18 protein-coding genes are annotated in these 17695 nt (G+C 42.6%); 14 read left to right on the top strand and 4 right to left on the bottom strand.

Annotated features, from left to right (window positions below; translation table 11 throughout):
* Positions 1 to 12: 12 nt before the first annotated feature.
* From RTS09_RS06680 to RTS09_RS06640, 9 genes are all read left to right on the top strand, one after another.
* On the top strand, positions 13 to 483 hold the full coding sequence (locus RTS09_RS06680; protein WP_036594652.1) for a F0F1 ATP synthase subunit B: 471 nt from the start codon (positions 13 to 15) through the stop codon (positions 481 to 483).
* 25 nt (positions 484 to 508) lie between these two features.
* A complete protein-coding gene (locus tag RTS09_RS06675) occupies positions 509 to 1111 on the top strand; it encodes a F0F1 ATP synthase subunit delta (protein WP_076775457.1) in 603 nt (200 codons plus the stop codon).
* A 47-nt stretch (positions 1112 to 1158) separates the two neighbouring features.
* Positions 1159 to 2703, top strand: a complete 1545-nt coding sequence (gene atpA / locus RTS09_RS06670) for a F0F1 ATP synthase subunit alpha (protein ID WP_144918688.1) — start codon at positions 1159 to 1161, stop codon at positions 2701 to 2703.
* A gap of 141 nt (positions 2704 to 2844) precedes the next feature.
* Positions 2845 to 3723, top strand: a complete 879-nt coding sequence (gene atpG / locus RTS09_RS06665) for a F0F1 ATP synthase subunit gamma (RefSeq protein WP_060995383.1) — start codon at positions 2845 to 2847, stop codon at positions 3721 to 3723.
* Positions 3724 to 3748: 25 nt separating this feature from the next.
* Complete coding sequence (atpD, locus tag RTS09_RS06660) at positions 3749 to 5149, top strand: F0F1 ATP synthase subunit beta (protein WP_312535436.1); 1401 nt, start codon at positions 3749 to 3751, stop codon at positions 5147 to 5149.
* An 81-nt stretch (positions 5150 to 5230) separates the two neighbouring features.
* A complete protein-coding gene (locus RTS09_RS06655; RefSeq protein ID WP_060995382.1) occupies positions 5231 to 5647 on the top strand; it encodes a F0F1 ATP synthase subunit epsilon in 417 nt (138 codons plus the stop codon).
* A 399-nt stretch (positions 5648 to 6046) separates the two neighbouring features.
* Positions 6047 to 6754: a response regulator gene (locus RTS09_RS06650; protein WP_007115827.1), complete on the top strand. Its 708-nt coding sequence runs from the start codon at positions 6047 to 6049 to the stop codon at positions 6752 to 6754.
* Positions 6755 to 6967: 213 nt separating this feature from the next.
* Positions 6968 to 8662 (top strand): ATP-binding protein, encoded by a 1695-nt coding sequence (locus RTS09_RS06645; RefSeq protein WP_312535433.1) that lies wholly within the window; start codon positions 6968 to 6970, stop codon positions 8660 to 8662.
* A 97-nt stretch (positions 8663 to 8759) separates the two neighbouring features.
* Complete coding sequence (locus RTS09_RS06640) at positions 8760 to 8969, top strand: hypothetical protein (RefSeq protein WP_253852213.1); 210 nt, start codon at positions 8760 to 8762, stop codon at positions 8967 to 8969.
* 95 nt (positions 8970 to 9064) lie between these two features.
* Here RTS09_RS06640 and RTS09_RS06635 read toward each other — a convergent pair whose 3' ends face one another.
* Positions 9065 to 10441 carry an ATP-binding protein gene (locus tag RTS09_RS06635; protein ID WP_312535429.1) on the bottom strand — a complete coding sequence of 459 codons (1377 nt, stop codon included), beginning with the start codon at positions 10439 to 10441 and terminating at the stop codon, positions 9065 to 9067.
* A 104-nt stretch (positions 10442 to 10545) separates the two neighbouring features.
* On the opposite strand from RTS09_RS06635, the gene RTS09_RS06630 reads away from it, so the two are divergent.
* The 3 genes from RTS09_RS06630 (at position 10546) to RTS09_RS06620 (ending at position 13666) form a co-directional block, all read left to right on the top strand.
* Positions 10546 to 11865 carry a valine--pyruvate transaminase gene (locus tag RTS09_RS06630; RefSeq protein WP_312535426.1) on the top strand — a complete coding sequence of 440 codons (1320 nt, stop codon included), beginning with the start codon at positions 10546 to 10548 and terminating at the stop codon, positions 11863 to 11865.
* A 67-nt stretch (positions 11866 to 11932) separates the two neighbouring features.
* The gene (locus tag RTS09_RS06625; RefSeq protein WP_060995378.1) at positions 11933 to 13144 is read left to right on the top strand and encodes an AAA family ATPase; all 1212 of its coding nucleotides are present in this window, start codon (positions 11933 to 11935) and stop codon (positions 13142 to 13144) included.
* Positions 13145 to 13153: 9 nt separating this feature from the next.
* Positions 13154 to 13666, top strand: coding sequence for an OLD family protein (locus RTS09_RS06620; protein WP_060995377.1), 513 nt, complete (start codon positions 13154 to 13156; stop codon positions 13664 to 13666).
* Here the strand turns inward: RTS09_RS06620 and hisH are convergent.
* Complete coding sequence (hisH, locus tag RTS09_RS06615) at positions 13663 to 14298, bottom strand: imidazole glycerol phosphate synthase subunit HisH (protein WP_312535421.1); 636 nt, start codon at positions 14296 to 14298, stop codon at positions 13663 to 13665. The genes RTS09_RS06620 and hisH overlap by 4 nt on opposite strands.
* A 175-nt stretch (positions 14299 to 14473) precedes the next feature.
* On the opposite strand from hisH, the gene RTS09_RS06610 reads away from it, so the two are divergent.
* Both RTS09_RS06610 and RTS09_RS06605 read left to right on the top strand, forming a co-directional pair.
* Positions 14474 to 15466 carry a DnaJ C-terminal domain-containing protein gene (locus RTS09_RS06610; protein WP_312535420.1) on the top strand — a complete coding sequence of 331 codons (993 nt, stop codon included), beginning with the start codon at positions 14474 to 14476 and terminating at the stop codon, positions 15464 to 15466.
* Between the two features lie 111 nt (positions 15467 to 15577).
* Positions 15578 to 15904: a chaperone modulator CbpM gene (locus RTS09_RS06605; protein WP_312535418.1), complete on the top strand. Its 327-nt coding sequence runs from the start codon at positions 15578 to 15580 to the stop codon at positions 15902 to 15904.
* Positions 15905 to 16004: 100 nt separating this feature from the next.
* Here the strand turns inward: RTS09_RS06605 and RTS09_RS06600 are convergent, their stop codons facing one another.
* Together RTS09_RS06600 and RTS09_RS06595 are read right to left on the bottom strand one after the other, a co-directional pair.
* On the bottom strand, positions 16005 to 16826 hold the full coding sequence (locus RTS09_RS06600) for a DUF305 domain-containing protein (protein ID WP_312535415.1): 822 nt from the start codon (positions 16824 to 16826) through the stop codon (positions 16005 to 16007).
* Positions 16827 to 17029: 203 nt separating this feature from the next.
* Positions 17030 to 17695, bottom strand: coding sequence for a DNA glycosylase (locus tag RTS09_RS06595; protein ID WP_312535413.1), 666 nt, complete (start codon positions 17693 to 17695; stop codon positions 17030 to 17032).

The following is a 17695-nucleotide window of genomic DNA, read 5'->3' as shown; positions in this document are numbered from 1 at the left end:
GAGGGATTCTAAGTGAATATCAATGCAACCCTAATTGGACAATCGATTGCATTCGCCATCTTCGTGATGTTTTGCATGAAGTTTGTGTGGCCGCCTTTGGTTGCTGCTATTTCGGATCGCCAACGTAAAATCGCAGATGGCCTAAATGCTGCCGAAAAAGCCAAAGCAGACTTAGCAACTGCATCACAAGCTGCAGAGCAAGAGCTTATCGCAGCAAAAGCAAAAGCCGCTTCACTCATTGACCAAGCGAACAAAAGCGCCAATCAAATGATTGAAGATGCCAGAGTGCAAGCACAAGTGGAAGGCGAACGTATTCGTCAACAAGCGCGTGAAGCAATTGATCAAGAAATTAATAAAGCCCGTGAAGGTTTACGCGCGCAGGTTGCAGAACTTGCCGTACTCGGTGCCGAAAAAATCTTACAAGAAAAGGTCAATCCAGAAACTCATGCCAATATGTTAAACCAATTGGCAGCCAAGTTATAAGTAGCAACCGTACAGTGAGGATATGATGGCTGATTTATCAACCTTAGCAAGACCCTATGCAAAAGCAGCATTTGATTATGCTAAAGAGCATCACGCTGTCAATGAGTGGCAAGATTACTTAAACGTGATGAATGCCATCGTTAGTGATAAAGCATTTGCCGATTATATCAATAATCCAGCAGTTGCTGCACAAGCTAAAGTCGCTACTTTAAAAGACCTTTATAACCAAAGTTCACCTGAAGATAGCAATACCGTGTTTAAAACTTTAAGCACCGCTATTGAGGGTGGGGCACAAGCAGATTCCAATGCTTTTGTTAATTTTTTGACGCAACTTGCAGAGCAAGATCGTTTGGCATTATTACCCAGTATCAATGAGCGTTTTGGTTTATTAAAAGCCGCTGATGCAAAAGAAGTTCATGCATATGTCACGTCGGCATATCCATTAACGCAAGTGCAAGAGCAACTCATTGAACACCGACTTGCTACCTCCCTAGGCGCGAAGGTCGTACTACATGTCAATGTAGACCCTGCCCTAATTGCAGGTGTGACGATTAAGGTCGGTGACAAAGTAATCGATGACTCTGTACGTGGCAAATTAAAACAGTTAAAAACACAGCTGACGGCATAAATTTCAACAAAATTGATTCTAGTCAGTAAAAATTAAGGAACAGTGCAATGCAACAATTGAATCCAGCGGAAATCAGTAATCTGATTAAGCAGCGAATTCAAGACCTGACTGCGGGTGCCACAGCAAAGAACGAAGGCACTATTGTCATGGTATCTGACGGTATCGTACAGATTCATGGTCTTGAAGATGCCATGTACGGCGAAATGATTGAGTTTGAAGGTGGCGTATATGGTATGGCGCTAAACCTTGAACAAGACTCAGTCGGCGCGGTTGTTCTAGGTGAATACTTGAATCTCCAAGAAGGACAAAAAGCTTACTGTACTGGTCGTATTTTAGAAGTACCAGTTGGACCCGAGCTTTTAGGTCGTGTGGTAGATGCACTGGGTAATCCTATCGATGGTAAAGGCCCAATTAACGCCAAATTAACGGATAAAGTTGAAAAAATCGCCCCAGGCGTTATCGACCGTCAATCAGTTGATGAGCCAGTAATGACAGGTTATAAAGCTGTTGATACCATGATTCCAATCGGACGTGGTCAACGTGAGCTTATTATTGGTGACCGCCAAACTGGTAAAACAGCCATGGCAATCGATGCGATCATCGCGCAAAAACACTCGGGCATTAAATGTGTATACGTAGCCGTTGGTCAAAAACGTTCAACAATCGCAAACGTGGTACGTAAACTAGAAGAAACGGGCGCATTAGCTTATACAACGGTTGTGGTTGCATCTGCTTCTGAACCAGCAGCACTGCAGTACATCGCGCCATACTCTGGTTGTACTATGGGTGAATACTTCCGTGACCGCGGTGAAGATGCGCTTATCATTTATGATGATTTATCAAAACAAGCCGTAGCCTATCGTCAAATTTCATTGCTTTTACGTCGTCCACCAGGACGTGAAGCTTACCCAGGTGACGTATTCTACCTTCACTCACGTCTATTAGAGCGCGCTTCACGTGTAAGCGCTGAGTATGTAGAAAAATTCACCAACGGTGCGGTAACAGGTAAAACAGGTTCGTTAACTGCCTTGCCAATTATTGAAACCCAAGCAGGTGACGTATCAGCATTCGTACCAACCAACGTGATTTCAATCACCGACGGTCAGATATTCCTAGAGTCAAGCTTGTTTAACTCAGGTATCCGTCCAGCGGTGAATGCGGGTATTTCAGTTTCTCGTGTGGGTGGTGCAGCGCAAACTAAAATCATCAAAAAATTGTCAGGTGGTATCCGTACCGCATTGGCACAGTATCGTGAATTGGCAGCTTTTGCACAGTTTGCTTCTGACTTAGATGACGCGACCCGTAAACAGCTTGACCATGGTCAACGTGTGACTGAATTGATGAAACAAAATCAATACGCACCAATGAGCATCGCTGAACAAGCTGCGGTAATTTATGCTTCTAACGAAGGTTATCTAGCTGATGTCCCAGTGAACAAAGTGGGTGCATTTGAAGCAGGTTTGTTACGTTACCTACGTGACCAACATGGTGATTTTATGGCAGACATTGATAACACTGCCAACTATAATGATGATATCGCAAACCAATTCAAATCAGCGATTGAAAACTATAAGCAAAATCATTCATTCTAAGATTCAGTGAAATTTTAGAACTGCATTGTCATAGAACAAATGAACAAAGGGGTTATGATTACTTTGTTCATTTTTCCAAATTTCGTCCATGTTACATCAATGGGCGTGGACTGAAACTAAACATGGCTGTATGGATTATTTATGGCAAGTTTAAAAGAAATTCGAGCAAAAGTTGCTAGTATTAAAAGTACCCAGAAAATTACTCGCGCCATGCAAATGGTTGCAGCGAGTAAGATGCGACGTGCCCAAGAACGTATGCAACTAGGTCGTCCTTATGCTGATAGCATGCGTCGAGTGGTTTCTCATCTAGTTAAAGCTTCACCAGACTACAAACATCCTTACCTAGTACCTCGTCCGGTTAATCGTGTTGGCTATATTGTAGTCAGTTCTGACCGTGGTCTTGCAGGTGGTTTGAATATCAACTTATTCAAAAAATTGATGCAGCACGTTAAACAACAAAAGAGCCAAGCGGTTGAAACGCGTTTTGCGGTGATTGGTCAAAAAGGCGTGAGCTTCTTTAAAACATTCGGTGGTACGGTGATTGCTGCGGAAACTCACTATGGTGATAACCCAAGCTTTGAGCAACTTAGTGTGCCAGTTCAAGTAATGCTTGATGCGTATAATCGTGGTGAAATTGATGAGATTTACCTGGTATATAACGAATTCGTTAATGCCATGACCCAAAATCCTAGTGTGCAACGCTTAGTACCGATTGCGGCTGAGTCTTTGGTTGATGAAACGATGGCAAATCGTGAACACAGCTGGGACTATATCTATGAGCCAACTACCAAAGAGCTGCTTGATGGTTTAATGGGACGTTATGTTGAATCAATCGTCTATCAAGGCGTGGTAGAAAATATTGCTTCTGAACAGTCTGCACGTATGGTTGCTATGAAAGCAGCAACGGATAACGCAGGTAACTTAATTAACGAATTACAATTGGTTTACAACAAGCTGCGTCAAGCGGCGATTACCCGAGAAATTTCGGAAATCGTTGGCGGTGCTGCTGCTGTTTCATAATTGACCTACATTCAAGGAGAGCGTAATGAGTAGCGGTCGTATTGTACAGATTATTGGCGCGGTTATTGACGTTGAATTTGACCGTCAAAGCGTACCAAGAATTTATGATGCCTTAAAAGTTGAAGGCACAGAAACTACATTAGAAGTACAACAACAATTGGGTGATGGTATCGTACGTACTATCGCCATGGGTTCTACTGAAGGTCTAAAACGTGGTCTACCAGTTAGCAACACTGGCGCACCAATCTCTGTACCTGTGGGTAAAGGTACCCTAGGTCGTATCATGGATGTTTTAGGACGCCCAATCGACGAAGCAGGTCCGGTAGAGCATAGCAACACTTGGGCGATTCACCGTGAAGCGCCAAGCTACGACGAACAATCAAACTCTACTGAACTTTTAGAAACCGGTATTAAAGTAATTGACTTATTATGCCCATTTGCTAAAGGCGGTAAAGTCGGTCTGTTCGGTGGCGCAGGTGTTGGTAAAACCGTTAACATGATGGAACTTATCAATAACATCGCAAAAGCACACTCAGGTTTATCGGTATTTGCTGGCGTAGGTGAGCGTACCCGTGAAGGGAATGACTTCTACCACGAGATGAAAGATTCAAACGTACTTGATAAAGTTGCGATGGTGTATGGTCAGATGAATGAGCCACCAGGAAACCGTTTACGTGTTGCCTTGACCGGTTTGACCATGGCGGAATACTTCCGTGACGAAAAAGATGAGAACGGTAAGGGTCGTGACGTATTATTGTTTGTTGATAATATTTATCGTTATACACTAGCGGGTACCGAAGTATCAGCATTATTAGGTCGTATGCCATCTGCGGTAGGTTATCAGCCAACGCTTGCAGAAGAGATGGGTGTATTACAAGAACGTATTACTTCAACCCAATCAGGTTCTATTACTTCTGTTCAAGCGGTATACGTTCCTGCCGATGACTTGACTGACCCATCACCTGCGACAACCTTTGCTCACTTAGACGCAACAGTGGTATTGAGCCGTGATATTGCTTCACAAGGTATTTACCCAGCGGTTGACCCACTAGACTCAACGTCGCGTCAGTTAGACCCACTGGTCATTGGTGAAGAGCACTATACTGTTGCTCGTGGTGTCCAAGAAGTGTTACAACGCTTTAAAGAGTTGAAAGACATTATTGCGATTTTGGGTATGGACGAATTATCAGAAGATGATAAATTAGTGGTATACCGTGCACGTAAAATCCAACGTTTCTTGTCACAACCTTTCCACGTTGCAGAGGTATTCACTGGCTCACCAGGGAAATACGTACCAATCCGTGAAACCATTCAAAGCTTTAAAGCAATCTTGAATGGTGAGTATGATGACTTGCCAGAACAAGCATTCTACATGAAAGGTGGTATTGAAGAAGTGGTTGCTGCAGCAGAAAAACTACGCGGCTAATTTCTCAATCAAACCCTGTTAGTTTAAAATAAAGTAACAGGGTTTTATCAACCTAATTTTGCAATACCATAGGAGAGAACTGTGGCAACTTTACAATGTAATGTCGTCAGTGCGAAAGAAACTATCTACTCTGGTGAGATTAGTATGTTAATTGCTACTGGGGTAGAAGGTGAAGTCGGTATTTTGCCAGGACATATTCCTTTTATTACGCTATTAAAGCCGGGCACCATGCAGATCAAAACCAGCAATGGCAATGATGAAATGGTGTATGTATCAGGTGGTGTTTTAGAAGTACAACCGCATTTAGTGACGGTATTGGCAGATACGGCAGTACGTGCGCATGACTTAGATGAAGCCAAAATTTTGGAAGCACGTCGTCATGCAGAACAAAGCTTGCAAAATCAAAAAGCCGATATCGACACCTCTGCGGCTTTGGCAGCATTGGCAGAATCTTTGGCACAATTGCAAACCTTACAAAAATTCAAAAACCGTGCCTAATTTTGATGGTACTATGTTTAAAGACAGTGGCTATGACCACTGTTTTTTTTATGGGTGATTGAAAATATAAGTGCTTAAAAAAAGCGTGATTAAAAAAGGGTACTTAAAAATTTGCTAATTATCTTTTAAACCAAAGGTAGCAAAAAATTTTATCCGTTACCAAACAGATAACCTTATATGGTATGTTTTTAAAGCTTATTATATGTGGTATTTATACTTTTTTTATGTTTAGTTACGTTTTAACAATATTAAATTGGCTATTTTTTCGCTAAATTAATTCAATTATATTGTAGTAGTACAGGTAATGCGTAAACTTTCATTACCTATTGCTGATAGATAAATAAAGATATATTCTGATATAAGTATTAAGAGTATGTATAAAATTTTTTGGAGGAAATTATGTCAGAAGAAGAGTTGATACCCCGAGTATTGATTGTAGAGGATGATGAGCGTCTTGCAACCTTAACCCAAGATTATTTGCGTAAAAATGGTCTAGATGTGGCAATTGAAACTGATGGTAACCGTGCCATTCGTCGTATCGTGGCTGAGCAGCCTGACATGGTGGTGCTTGATGTGATGTTGCCAGGTAGTGACGGTCTGACGGTATGCCGTGAAGTACGTCCTCATTTTCATAACCCTATCTTAATGCTAACTGCGCGTACCGAAGATATGGACCAAGTATTAGGTCTAGAAATGGGTGCGGATGACTACGTGGCAAAACCCGTTCAGCCGCGTGTGTTATTAGCGCGCATTCGTGCACTATTGCGCCGTTCTGATACCGCACCAACTGATGAAGTGCCACAGCGTCTTGAATTTGGCGATTTGGTTATTGATAACGGCGGTCGTTCGGTTACTTTGAATGATGAGCTTGTTGACTTTACCAGTGCGGAATATGATTTATTGTGGTTATTGGCATCAAATGCAGGTCGTATCTTATCGCGTGAAGATATTTTTGAACGTCTGCGTGGTATCGAGTATGATGGTCAAGACCGCTCGATTGACGTACGTATTTCTCGTATCCGTCCAAAAATTGGTGATGATCCAGAAAACCCAAAACGTATCAAAACCGTTCGCAGTAAAGGCTATCTGTTTGTCAAAGAAAACTAACATAGTATTGATAAACACAGTATTGAAAAAAGTCAGCATCAAGCTGGCTTTTTTTATCGCTATCACTGGTAACTTTGCTACCTAGTAATGGTAGATTTAGCACAACAATTTGCTACGTTACTAGACAATCGCTTCATGAATTTTACATTGTAATATTAATTTTGCTAGGTAATAATACGGCTATTATCTTTTGACCTTAACCCTAGATTTTTTATGCCACTATTATCCTCCTTAAACCAATCTATCTTTCTGCGGATTTATGCAGGTCTGTTACTTATCTGTTTGTTGGTTGCGTTGTTTGCGCAATTGCTTATCACCACTATCAACGCAGAACGCGTACAGACTTATCGCGAGGATATGGCATCAGCGGCATTTTATCTCATTGACTCAGGATTGTCGCGCCAAGTAACGGCGCAAGAGCGTAATTTTTGGCTCTCCGATGTCAGTACTTTATTTGATACTAAGTTTGAGATCGAACCGACCTCAAAAGCGGATTTTAAAACCAGCGAAATTAATCGACTCAACAAACAACAAGCCGTAGTACGTTTTAATGGCGATACCAATACCGCAGAGATTTATCATAAAGTATCGGGTGAGAACAACGTCTTGCATGTCAGCGTCAATAAACTCAATGAGCAACAAATTAAAGGGATAGGCGTGTTGCTGCTCGATGATTTGTCTTACTATCGCACCTTGGCAGAAAAACAGCAACGCTTGCAACAAATTCAAAAATTTTTCCCTTTTAAGCTCACCTTGCAATCCGTTAATAAACTGCAACTTGATACCGACCAAAAAGCGCGACTGTATCGCAAAGATATCGTGATTATGTTCCGTGACAATACCAGTGTAGAGAATTCATCGATTCGGGTACTAGCACCGACTGAACTCCAAGATACTGTGGTGGATTTGGGACCCATTCCACTGTTTAACTGGTTTCCGCTTAATCTGATTATTAGTATCACGCTCATTAGTATGTTCTTAATCAGTTTAGGGGTGTATGCGCTGATTTTCCCATTAGAGCGTAAACTGCAGCTCATTCAAAGCGGTATCACCAAAGTGCGCGAAGGTAAGCTCAATACCAAAGTAAAAGTCGTGGGTGAAGATGAAATTGCTCATCTAGCGGCAACCTTTAATAGTATGACTGAGCACATCCGCCGTTTGATTGAATCACAGCGCGAGTTGACCCGTGCCGTATCCCATGAGCTGCGTACCCCAGTAGCACGTATTCGCTTTGCCGTGGATATGTTGGCTGATACTGATGATTATGACGATCGGATGAGTCAGCGTGATTATATCGACCAAGATATCGAATCGCTTAATGGCTTGATTGATGAGATTTTGACCTATGCCAAGCTTGAAGAAGGCTCACCCAAAATGGACTGGGAAGATGTCGATTTACAAGAACTCGTTTCGCAGATTGTTCGTGAGACCAATGCGCTTGGTAAACCTGTCACCGTCAAAGTAGGTAAGGTGCAAAAAGGTGCGTTTGCACAAGCTGATAGACGCTATTTACACCGCGTGTTGCAAAACTTGGCAGGTAATGCCACCCGTTATGCCGAAAGCACCATTATCATCTCAGCAGGCTTAGAAAAAAATGAGGCCTTTATCAGTGTGGAAGATGATGGACAGGGTATTCCAGAAAAAGACCGTGAAAAAGTCTTTATCCCATTTGCGCGTCTGGATGATAGTCGTACCCGTGCCTCGGGTGGTTATGGTCTTGGCTTATCAATTGTGTCTCGAATCGCGTTTTGGTTTAATGGTCGTATGTCAGTGGATGAAAGCCCGACCTTGGGTGGGGCGCGATTTATCATGAAATGGCCGAAAAGCCAGCTAGCTTCAAGTATTGAAGCGGACGAAATTACCCAAAAAAGTAGCGAGAAAAAATACACGGATGAGCAAGGGTCATAAGCTCGTTACCAGTAACGCTTGCAAATTTGCTCAGACTGGGATAAATTTTAGTGAGTTATGCAATGGTTTAGCAAAATTTGCGCACATCAATTAACCGATGAGCGAAATCATCACAAGCGAGGATGGCATGCGTTACCTGTTTTTAGCCTTGGTGGTACTCAATATGGCTGTTTTTGGTTATTATAGTTTTTTGCGCAAACCTACTGAAAGCCAGTCCGTGTCACAGGCGCGCGCAGCCTTGGTTCACCCTGTCACAGCCACCAATGTGTCAAGTGAATTGCCCCCTATGATTGGTACTAAAAAGTAAAAATGGCTATCCAAACCAAAGCTATCGAAACCAAAGTTACTAAGGAATCATGGTTAGCCTAATCTATTAAGTAACCAATTAGTCTTCTGTCATCTTTATTCTATAATCGGAATATTCACCACCACTGCTAAGCCGCCGCCATTAGGCTGATTACGAGCGATGACGCTACCATTGTGCAGGTGAGTAATGCGGCTTACAATCGCAAGCCCAAGTCCACTTCCTTGCGTGGTACGTGCCGTTTCGCCCCGCTCAAACGGCTGCATAATCCGCTCAAGCTGATCTTCGGCAACGCCTTGCCCTTCATCGCTAACTTTGATGGTTAAGTATTTTTGTCTAGAGGTTATCTCTGGCGTTAGTGTTTCATCGGTGACCACTTGCTCAGGAGGTTGTAGCTCATCATCAATGCTAATTTCAATATGAATGGGCGGCTGACCATAGCGACAAGCATTATTGACCAAATTAACGATGAGACGCTTAATGGATAAAGGTCGCAATGGCACACTGGGCAGTTCATCTTGGATATCGATAATAAATAGGGTGGGGGCAAACTGCACCACAATCTCGTTAATGATGGGACGCAGGTTGGTCAATCGCACTGCTTCATCTGAACCATCTTTCATAAATGAAATAAACTGCTCCAAAATCGCGTCCATGTCCTCAATGTCATACACTAGCCCTTCCCGCAAAAACTCATCGGGTAGCATCTCGGCTGTGAGTCGCATCCGCGTCAGTGGCGTGCGCAAATCATGGGAAATACCAGCGAGCATAATATTGCGTTCTTTTTGGGTTTGGGTCAGGTTATGAAACAGTCGGTTAAATGCCAAATTCACCTGACGAATCTCTGTTGAGCCTTCATTGGTCGCCAAATTGTTGGCGTGCCCAAGGGTGATGTAATCAATCGCCACTTTTTGTAGGCGTTTGAGCGGGCGATTTAATTGTCTGACCAAAAACAAAATGGTCAGCAACGTGGCAAGCGGAATCCCCAATAAGAAAAAATAAATCGACGTTGGGCTATATTTGGCATAAAACTTGACAGGCTCTTGCAGCCAAACATCCGGATGCGCGCTGTCTTGAATATACAAAATCGGTACGGGTTTGAATTTAAAATTGACCGATACAGGACGCTGCATCACGGTTTCCATCTGTGTTGCCATCTGCTGGGTAAAGTAATCCACCAAGGTTTTTTCTTGAAAAGAGGGTATCTGTTGTGGGTCAGTAATCACGTTAATATGTGAGGCGTCAATAATCCAATTTTTAAGCTCGGGATTGTTTTTAAAATCTTTATCCGCTTTATCAATCATCAACAGCTGATTGGCAAGATAAGTCGCATGGTTTTGTAGCTCTGGTAAATACAGACTGCGCCAAAAAAACCATAGCGACAATGCCACGCTCACCAGCACCATCAACATCACCATCAAGGTGGTTTGCCAAGTGTGGCTATAGCCTTTGAGTTTGGGTAAATGCGGTTTCATGCTGGGGTATCCTGATGGTGGCTGTACAGCTGAGTCAAAACGGGCAACGGCACTGGCATCCTGTTATAATACGCAGATAGCTTGGCAAAATTAAAGGGGCAATCATGCAGTTTTCAAAGTTTGGTGAAAAGTTTACCAAAAATAGCGGTATTTTGCAGTTAATGGATGATTTGGGCAACGCGCTTAACAGCGAACAACCGATTAATATGCTCGGCGGTGGCAATCCAGCACGTATTGATACAGTTAACCAAACCTATTGGTCGGTGTTTAAAACCCTAGCCGAAGGTGAGATGGGCTCAATGGCCATCGAAAATATCGGAAACTACTCAACGCCGCAGGGCGATGCCAAATTTATTGCAGCATTGGTAGATTTTTTTAATCGCCATTATAACTGGGGACTTACCACAGACAATATCGCCCTGACCAATGGCTCACAAAACGCATTTTTTTATTTATTTAATTTGTTTGGTGGACAGTTTGACGATACTACACAAGGCAGCATTGATAAAAAAATTCTATTACCCCTTGCTCCAGAATATGTGGGTTATGCCGATGCCCATGTGGATGGGCAGCATTTTATCGCAGTGCCACCCAGCATTGAATTTGTGCAACATCAAGGCGAAGACGGCTTTTTTAAATACCGAGTCGATTTTGACACCCTAGAAAATTTGGCTGAATTGCACAACGGCGAAATCGGGGCAATTTGTTGCTCACGCCCCACCAACCCAACAGGCAACGTGCTGACCGATGACGAAATGGCGCGCCTTGAAGCGATTGCTAAGCGTTTTGATATCCCACTGATTATCGATAATGCGTATGGGATGCCGTTCCCCAATATCATCTATAGCCAAGCTACGCTCAATTGGAATGAGCAAATTATTTTGTGCTTTAGCCTATCAAAAATCGGTTTGCCTGGGGTGCGTACAGGGATTGTGGTCGCCAATCCGCAGGTGGTCAAAGCGATTAGCAGCCTAAATGCGATTGTTAATTTAGCACCGACCCGTTTTGGTGCGGCGATTGCTACGCCACTACTACAAGACGACCGGCTAAAAGATTTGTCAGACAATCATATTCGTCCTTTTTATCAAGGACAAGCCAAATTAGCGGTGCAGCTGCTAAAACAAGAACTGGGCGACTTGCCAAGCCCCTATAACAATGCGATGAAAATCCACAAGCCTGAAGGTGCGATTTTCTTGTGGGTATGGTTTAAAGATTTGCCGATAACCACGGTTGAGTTGTATGAGCGATTAAAAGCCAAAGGCACATTGATTATCCCTAGCGAGCATTTCTTTGTTGGCGTGGATACTGAAAACTTTAAACACGCGCATGAGTGTATCCGCCTAAGCATCGCCCAAGATGATGATACCTTGAGAAAAGGCATTGCCACGATTGGGGAAGTGGTGAGGGCGGTTTACAATTCTTAAATTGCTACGGAAAAAATTGTGCTATATTAATCAATAAATCACAAATTTATGTGACATTTGGAATTTTATGATTAAATATATCCGATTTAATAATTTTTATTCGTATCTTGATGAGACAGACTTGTCGTTTGAACTCGGCAAACAGGCGACAGCTTCTGCCTATGATTTTACCGTCAAAACAACCCAAGATAACATTCGCTTAAATAAAATTATGGCGGTAGTTGGAGCCAATGGGTCGGGGAAAACTCAATTCCTTAAACCATTGTCTTTTTTGACTTGGTATATATGTACTTCTGCTAAAACATTTGATAGTGATAAACAAATAGTTATACAAACCCATATATTAAGTGAGTCTGAAGATGCCACATTTCATATGGGTTTTTTGCTAAAAAACTTAGAAAATAATTTTGAAGAATACAGGTATGAACTAGTTATTAATAGGGAACAAATTGTAAAAGAAAATCTTTACAAAAAATCTAGTAGTCAATTCAGTTACATTTTCAAACGTTCATACGTTAACGGTGTTCTAGATTACAGGCATAATGGTTTCATTAGACCCTCTTTAGCAAATGATGCTCAAAAAAATGTTTCATTAATTAGTTACGCAGAAATTTTTGAAAATGAAATTGCTAAGAAAATTATTAATTCCTTAATGAATAATGAGTCAAATGTTGTCGCTGGCGGTAGACTAAGTCAAAATGCGAATTCTATTGTTAAAGCTACTAAATTGTTTAACGAGAATGAAAAGCTTAAGAAAACAGCAGAGGATTTGCTATGCAAATTTGATACAGGGATACAGGAAATAGTTATCAAGGAAATCACTGCTTTGGCAAAAGACTCGTCAGAAACACAAGAAATATTATTGCCTTTTGGTATACATAGAACTATAGACGGGAAAACTTTTGAACTTAATTTTTTCCAAGAGTCTAATGGTACACAGTCAGCTTTTAACTTACTAAGTTTAATCTTACCTGTCTTACAAAATGGCGGTATTGCTATTATTGACGAACTCGACAACGACTTACATCCGCATTTACTTCCAGAGATTTTTAATTTATTCCGTTCCGAACACACCAATCCCCACAATGCCCAACTTATCTTTACTTGCCATACGCCTGAAGTATTTAATATTCTCAACAAGCATCAAATTTATTTGGTAGAAAAAATCGACCAAAAATCAGAAGCATGGCGATTAGATGAAGTGGAAGGTATACGCAATGACGATAACCTTTATGCCAAATACATGGCAGGGGCTTTTTCTGCCGTACCGAATTTGTAAGGGATAGGCATGGCGAAGAAAAAAATACGCAATCAACAACAAACCACCTTAATTATCGTGGGTGAAGGCGAGCATGAGCAAGCATTCTTGCAACACATGAAGTCGATTTATGATAATCGGTTGTCAGGTAAAAAAGTTACGCTAGACTTTGCAGGAGGTGGCTCACCGCATGACGTCATCAAATATACAGTCAAACAGACCCAACACCGAGCGTTTGATTATATCTATATTTTGATGGATTCAGATGTAGCGATTGAAGCAAAAGACACCAAAACCGCTAAAGAGAAAAATTTTATCCTACTGCAATCTGAGCCATTGTGCCTTGAAGGAATGTTGTTAGAGGTGTTAAAACAGGCAGCACTACCGACATCCCAAGCTTGCAAAAATAAATTACATCCGCAACTATCAGGCAGTCCAACTGAAGCCAGTAGCTATTCACCGTTATTTGATAAACCTGTTTTGGATAAGACAACCAAAATGACCATTGTCACGTTGCGAGAAATCTTGAAAAAAAGCTACTAGATTCTCCACTCCACAAAATTCTTCAATAGCTGCAATCCTGCAGTATGGCTTTTTTCGGGGTGAAACTGGGTCGCAAACAAATTATCTTTAATCACACTGGCACAAAACTCGACGCCATAATCACAGGTTGCCGCCACAATCGAAGTATCAGACGGCACACAATAAAAACTATGCACAAAATAAAAATGGGTATTATCTTCAATCCCTTGCCATAGCGGATGCGCCAAATCCATATGGGTAACAGTATTCCAGCCCATATGCGGCACTTTAATGCGTTCGTTTTTGTCATCTAGCCAATGATCATCAAAGCGTTTGACGTCACCACCCAGTACCCCTAGACAGTCTACCCCGTCATTTTCTTCTGAGCGCTCAAACAACGCCTGCATTCCGACACAAATCGCCATTACAGGCTTATTAAATACAGCCGTTTTGACAGCATCAGCGATTCCTGCTGCCTGCATCTCTGCCATACAGTCGCGCATTGCCCCTACGCCAGGGAAGACGATTTTGTCCGCTGCCGCAATCACCGCAGGGTCACGCGTGATAGACACATCAGCGCCCACTGCCGTCAAGGCTTTACCCGCCGAATGTAAATTACCCATGCCATAATCTAACAATGCAACCTTTGTCATCTGTTATCCTGTTGTCAAAAAAAGCCCAAAACTTCGATTAAGCGCTGATATCACTTGGCGCTCATCATCGTCAATTACCAAAGAAGTTTTGAAAAATGCCAAAATAGCCATTATATTAATATCATCACATTGCTGCGCAAATAGCACTATTTGCAAAATTTTAAGGACAACAATAATGGCAGAAAAAAACTATTATGACATTTTAGGCGTCGATAAAAAAGCCAGTGAAGCAGATATTAAAAAAGCCTATCGCAAACTGGTACGACAATATCACCCTGATATCAACGACTCACCCGATGCCGACGCCAAAATGGGTGAAATCAATAACGCCTATGAAACGCTCAAGGACGCTGAAAAACGCGCCCAATACGATCTGATGCTCGACAATCCTTATATGGGTCAAGGCTTTGGCGGTATGGGGGGCGGTCAGGGCTTTAATGCCAATATGAGCCAAGCGGATTTGGATGAAATCCTCCGTCAGTTTGGCGGTGGGGCGGGCGGTCGTCAGTCACAAGGCGCGGGTAGCTTTAGATTTGATGATATTTTCTCAACATTTGGGGGCAGTGCAGGCGGGTTTGCAGACGGATTTGGTGGTAGACAGTCGCAACGCTCGACCAAAGGCGACGATCAGCACGCCGAGTTATCAATTGATTTAAAAGCCACTTATGAAGGCGATACCCGTAAAATCAGCCTAAATTTACCCGTGCAAACCGCGACAGGGCTGGATTATCAAACCAAGACTATTGAAGTCAAAATCCCCAAAGGTATTGCCGAAGGGCAACAAATTCGCTTGGCAAAACAAGGCAATCCAAGCCCGTATGGCGGTGATAATGGCGATTTGTACCTAAAAATTAAATTTAATCACCCAGACAATATCCGTGTAGAAGGCAAAGACGTTTTCCAAACGGTAGACGTGGCGCCTTGGGAAGCAGCTATGGGCGGTCAAATCACGGTCAACACGCCTGCTGGCAAGGTCAATGTCAATGTACCAAAAAATAGCCGTACTGGTACCAATCTTCGCCTTAAAGGCAAAGGTATCCCAGCCAAAGAAGCCGGTGATTTATATTTAAGTTTAAATATCGTGTTGCCAAAAATCGATACAGACGCAGATATCCAAGCGTTTGAAGCGTTCAAATCGGCATTTGCCTCGTTTGTCCCAACGCGCTAATCCATTGATAATTAAGCTCTATTGATAACTAAGCAATAAAATAGGCAGTACAATAAAAAAAATGACAAACAAGCACCAAACATAACTATAGACACACAACAGGAGTGCAACATGGCTCAAACCACCAATATGGATTTATCGTTACGGTTAACCTTAGATGATTTGATTATGGCGAGTAGTTGGGATAAAAGCTGGGTATTAGCGCTAATAGATGAAGATATTATTTATGCTGAAACGCCTGCCATCGACAGCCAGCCCTATTTTAATAGCGCACAATTGACAACGGTGCGCCTTGCCTCACGCCTACGCCGCGATTTTGACGCTAGTCCGCAAGCGATTGGCTTGATACTATCGCTGCTTGATGAGCTAAGACCGCTTCGGCAGTTACAGCGGCAAATCACGCTCACGCGAATGGTTCATGATGTGGATGACAGCTAGCAGACATCAAGTTAGCCAACATCAACTAGGTGAATTTAATGCTAAAAAAGGGCAGGTTATAGTGTGATAATCCGCCCTTTTTATTTGCTACAGCAAACGATTATTGGGCATAACCGTGGTTACGGAGCCAATTTTGTAGAAGTTGAATTTCGGCTTGTTGGGTATCGATTAGGGTATTGGTAAGGCTACGCACTTTGTCATCGTTACCATATTTGGCAACCACTTGTGAGAACGCAATCGCGCCTTTATGATGAATCAGCACGGTTTGAGCAAATGCTTGGTCGGCATTTTTAGTCATGACCGTGTCCACCATTTCTTGCTGCATATCATCGATAATGCTATCGATTTCTTGCTGCGCTGCCACACTATCTGCCATCGGCTGATTAGGGTCCGCGGTGTTTTGAATCAGTTGCATGGCAAGCCAATTCTGTAATATTTGTGATTCATTTTGGCGTGAGCTAATAATGTCTTGGGCTAAACCTAGCAGTTCAGGATTTTTGCCGTATCGCTGCTCAATACTGGCAAGCGCGATGGTTTCATCAAAATGACTCAGCATAGCTTTGACAAAAATCATATCAGGCGAGATGGGTATATAGTCAAATTGATTGAGGGCGGTTGGCTCACTGGCTGCAGCCGTATCGATGCTCGGCTGCTTGATGACAGTAAAATACGCTTCTTGATAGTCATTGATGGTACTTGAGGCGGGCATCACATAACCTTGTGCCAGTTGACTGACGGTAAGCATGTTTTTATTGATTGCCTGTGTGTCTAATACTTGGGGCAATGGCTTATCATCAAATTCTTGGGGCGCGCTCGCGCTAGCAGCCGTTGGGGGTGCTGGCTGCTGAGAATCAGATTGCTCACAACCAATCATGCTGATAACTGCGATGACAAGCAAGATTGGTGGTGCGGTGTTGGCCATGTATCGGCTCCCATGCCTTGATTTTATACGGTGTGTTTTGAAATGATGATTGTAAGCATTAACTGTAAGCGTTGACTGTCAGCATTGATTATTCGTCATTAGACAAGAGTATAAAGTAGGGCAAGCACAGGGACTATATCAATTGTGTCATGGCAGCTTGCTTATCATTTGCTAGCTGTCGATTGTGCTAGCTGTCGATTATGCTAGCTGTCGCTTGCGGGCAATATTCCTGCCAAGATAAAAAACGCGCGATAAGCGGCTACTTTTTTCTCCAAGCTTTGCGGGTAAGCGCGCGAGGTCGATGGCAACCGATAAATACCAAATGTTCGCCCAAAAGCGTTAACTTCAAGAAACTGATTGGTTTTTGGCAGTTTATAGGGTGTTTGGCTGGGATCAAAATAGGGTGACGCGGGGTCGCTAATACTTTGGTTCACCAGCGCTATCAGCACTTCTGTGGCTTTGCCACCAGTGGTGTAAATCCACTTGACCTGCTCAAGCTGTGCCAAAACTTTACCCAAATCAATCGTAGCCACCACGGTTAAATGTTCGTCAGCCGCATTGCCTTTTTCGCGGATGACATGAGTGACTGAGGGACATTCACCGATGTTATAAGCCTGTAAAAATGCTTTAATTTTTTCGGCATCAAAGCGTTTTTCGTCACCGACTCGAAAATAATCGATATCATCAAAAAACACCTTGCCCATGATACGCCACATATCATTATAAAAATTGGGGTAATGAAATGCCATGCACCATTTGTCAGGTGTGGGCGGCATGGTACCCATCATCAAAACTTTGGTATCAGCAAAAAAGAAGTTACCAAACGGATGGGCTTCGACACGTGGGTCAGTCAATAAATCAGCAGACAT

Source organism: Moraxella sp. CTOTU47618 (genome assembly GCF_032017425.1).
Lineage (GTDB): Bacteria > Pseudomonadota > Gammaproteobacteria > Pseudomonadales > Moraxellaceae > Faucicola > Faucicola tetraodonis.
Note: the sequence above shows the minus strand (reverse complement) of the source record. Positions and strands in the feature narration are given on the sequence as shown.

What these genes read in the sequence shown, in the direction of transcription:
- RTS09_RS06605 (WP_312535418.1), top strand. Translation starts at nt 15,578, where the DNA reads ATGGCTCAAACCACCAATATGGATTTATCGTTACGGTTAACCTTAGAT.
- RTS09_RS06645 (WP_312535433.1), top strand. Translation starts at nt 6,968, where the DNA reads ATGCCACTATTATCCTCCTTAAACCAATCTATCTTTCTGCGGATTTAT.
- RTS09_RS06630 (WP_312535426.1), top strand. Translation starts at nt 10,546, where the DNA reads ATGCAGTTTTCAAAGTTTGGTGAAAAGTTTACCAAAAATAGCGGTATT.
- atpA (WP_144918688.1), top strand. Translation starts at nt 1,159, where the DNA reads ATGCAACAATTGAATCCAGCGGAAATCAGTAATCTGATTAAGCAGCGA.
- RTS09_RS06650 (WP_007115827.1), top strand. Translation starts at nt 6,047, where the DNA reads ATGTCAGAAGAAGAGTTGATACCCCGAGTATTGATTGTAGAGGATGAT.
- RTS09_RS06600 (WP_312535415.1), bottom strand. Translation starts at nt 16,826, where the DNA reads ATGGCCAACACCGCACCACCAATCTTGCTTGTCATCGCAGTTATCAGC.
- RTS09_RS06610 (WP_312535420.1), top strand. Translation starts at nt 14,474, where the DNA reads ATGGCAGAAAAAAACTATTATGACATTTTAGGCGTCGATAAAAAAGCC.
- RTS09_RS06620 (WP_060995377.1), top strand. Translation starts at nt 13,154, where the DNA reads ATGGCGAAGAAAAAAATACGCAATCAACAACAAACCACCTTAATTATC.
- RTS09_RS06640 (WP_253852213.1), top strand. Translation starts at nt 8,760, where the DNA reads ATGAGCGAAATCATCACAAGCGAGGATGGCATGCGTTACCTGTTTTTA.
- RTS09_RS06595 (WP_312535413.1), bottom strand. Translation starts at nt 17,695, where the DNA reads ATGTCTGCTGATTTATTGACTGACCCACGTGTCGAAGCCCATCCGTTT.
- atpD (WP_312535436.1), top strand. Translation starts at nt 3,749, where the DNA reads ATGAGTAGCGGTCGTATTGTACAGATTATTGGCGCGGTTATTGACGTT.
- RTS09_RS06675 (WP_076775457.1), top strand. Translation starts at nt 509, where the DNA reads ATGGCTGATTTATCAACCTTAGCAAGACCCTATGCAAAAGCAGCATTT.
- atpG (WP_060995383.1), top strand. Translation starts at nt 2,845, where the DNA reads ATGGCAAGTTTAAAAGAAATTCGAGCAAAAGTTGCTAGTATTAAAAGT.
- RTS09_RS06635 (WP_312535429.1), bottom strand. Translation starts at nt 10,441, where the DNA reads ATGAAACCGCATTTACCCAAACTCAAAGGCTATAGCCACACTTGGCAA.
- RTS09_RS06625 (WP_060995378.1), top strand. Translation starts at nt 11,933, where the DNA reads ATGATTAAATATATCCGATTTAATAATTTTTATTCGTATCTTGATGAG.
- hisH (WP_312535421.1), bottom strand. Translation starts at nt 14,298, where the DNA reads ATGACAAAGGTTGCATTGTTAGATTATGGCATGGGTAATTTACATTCG.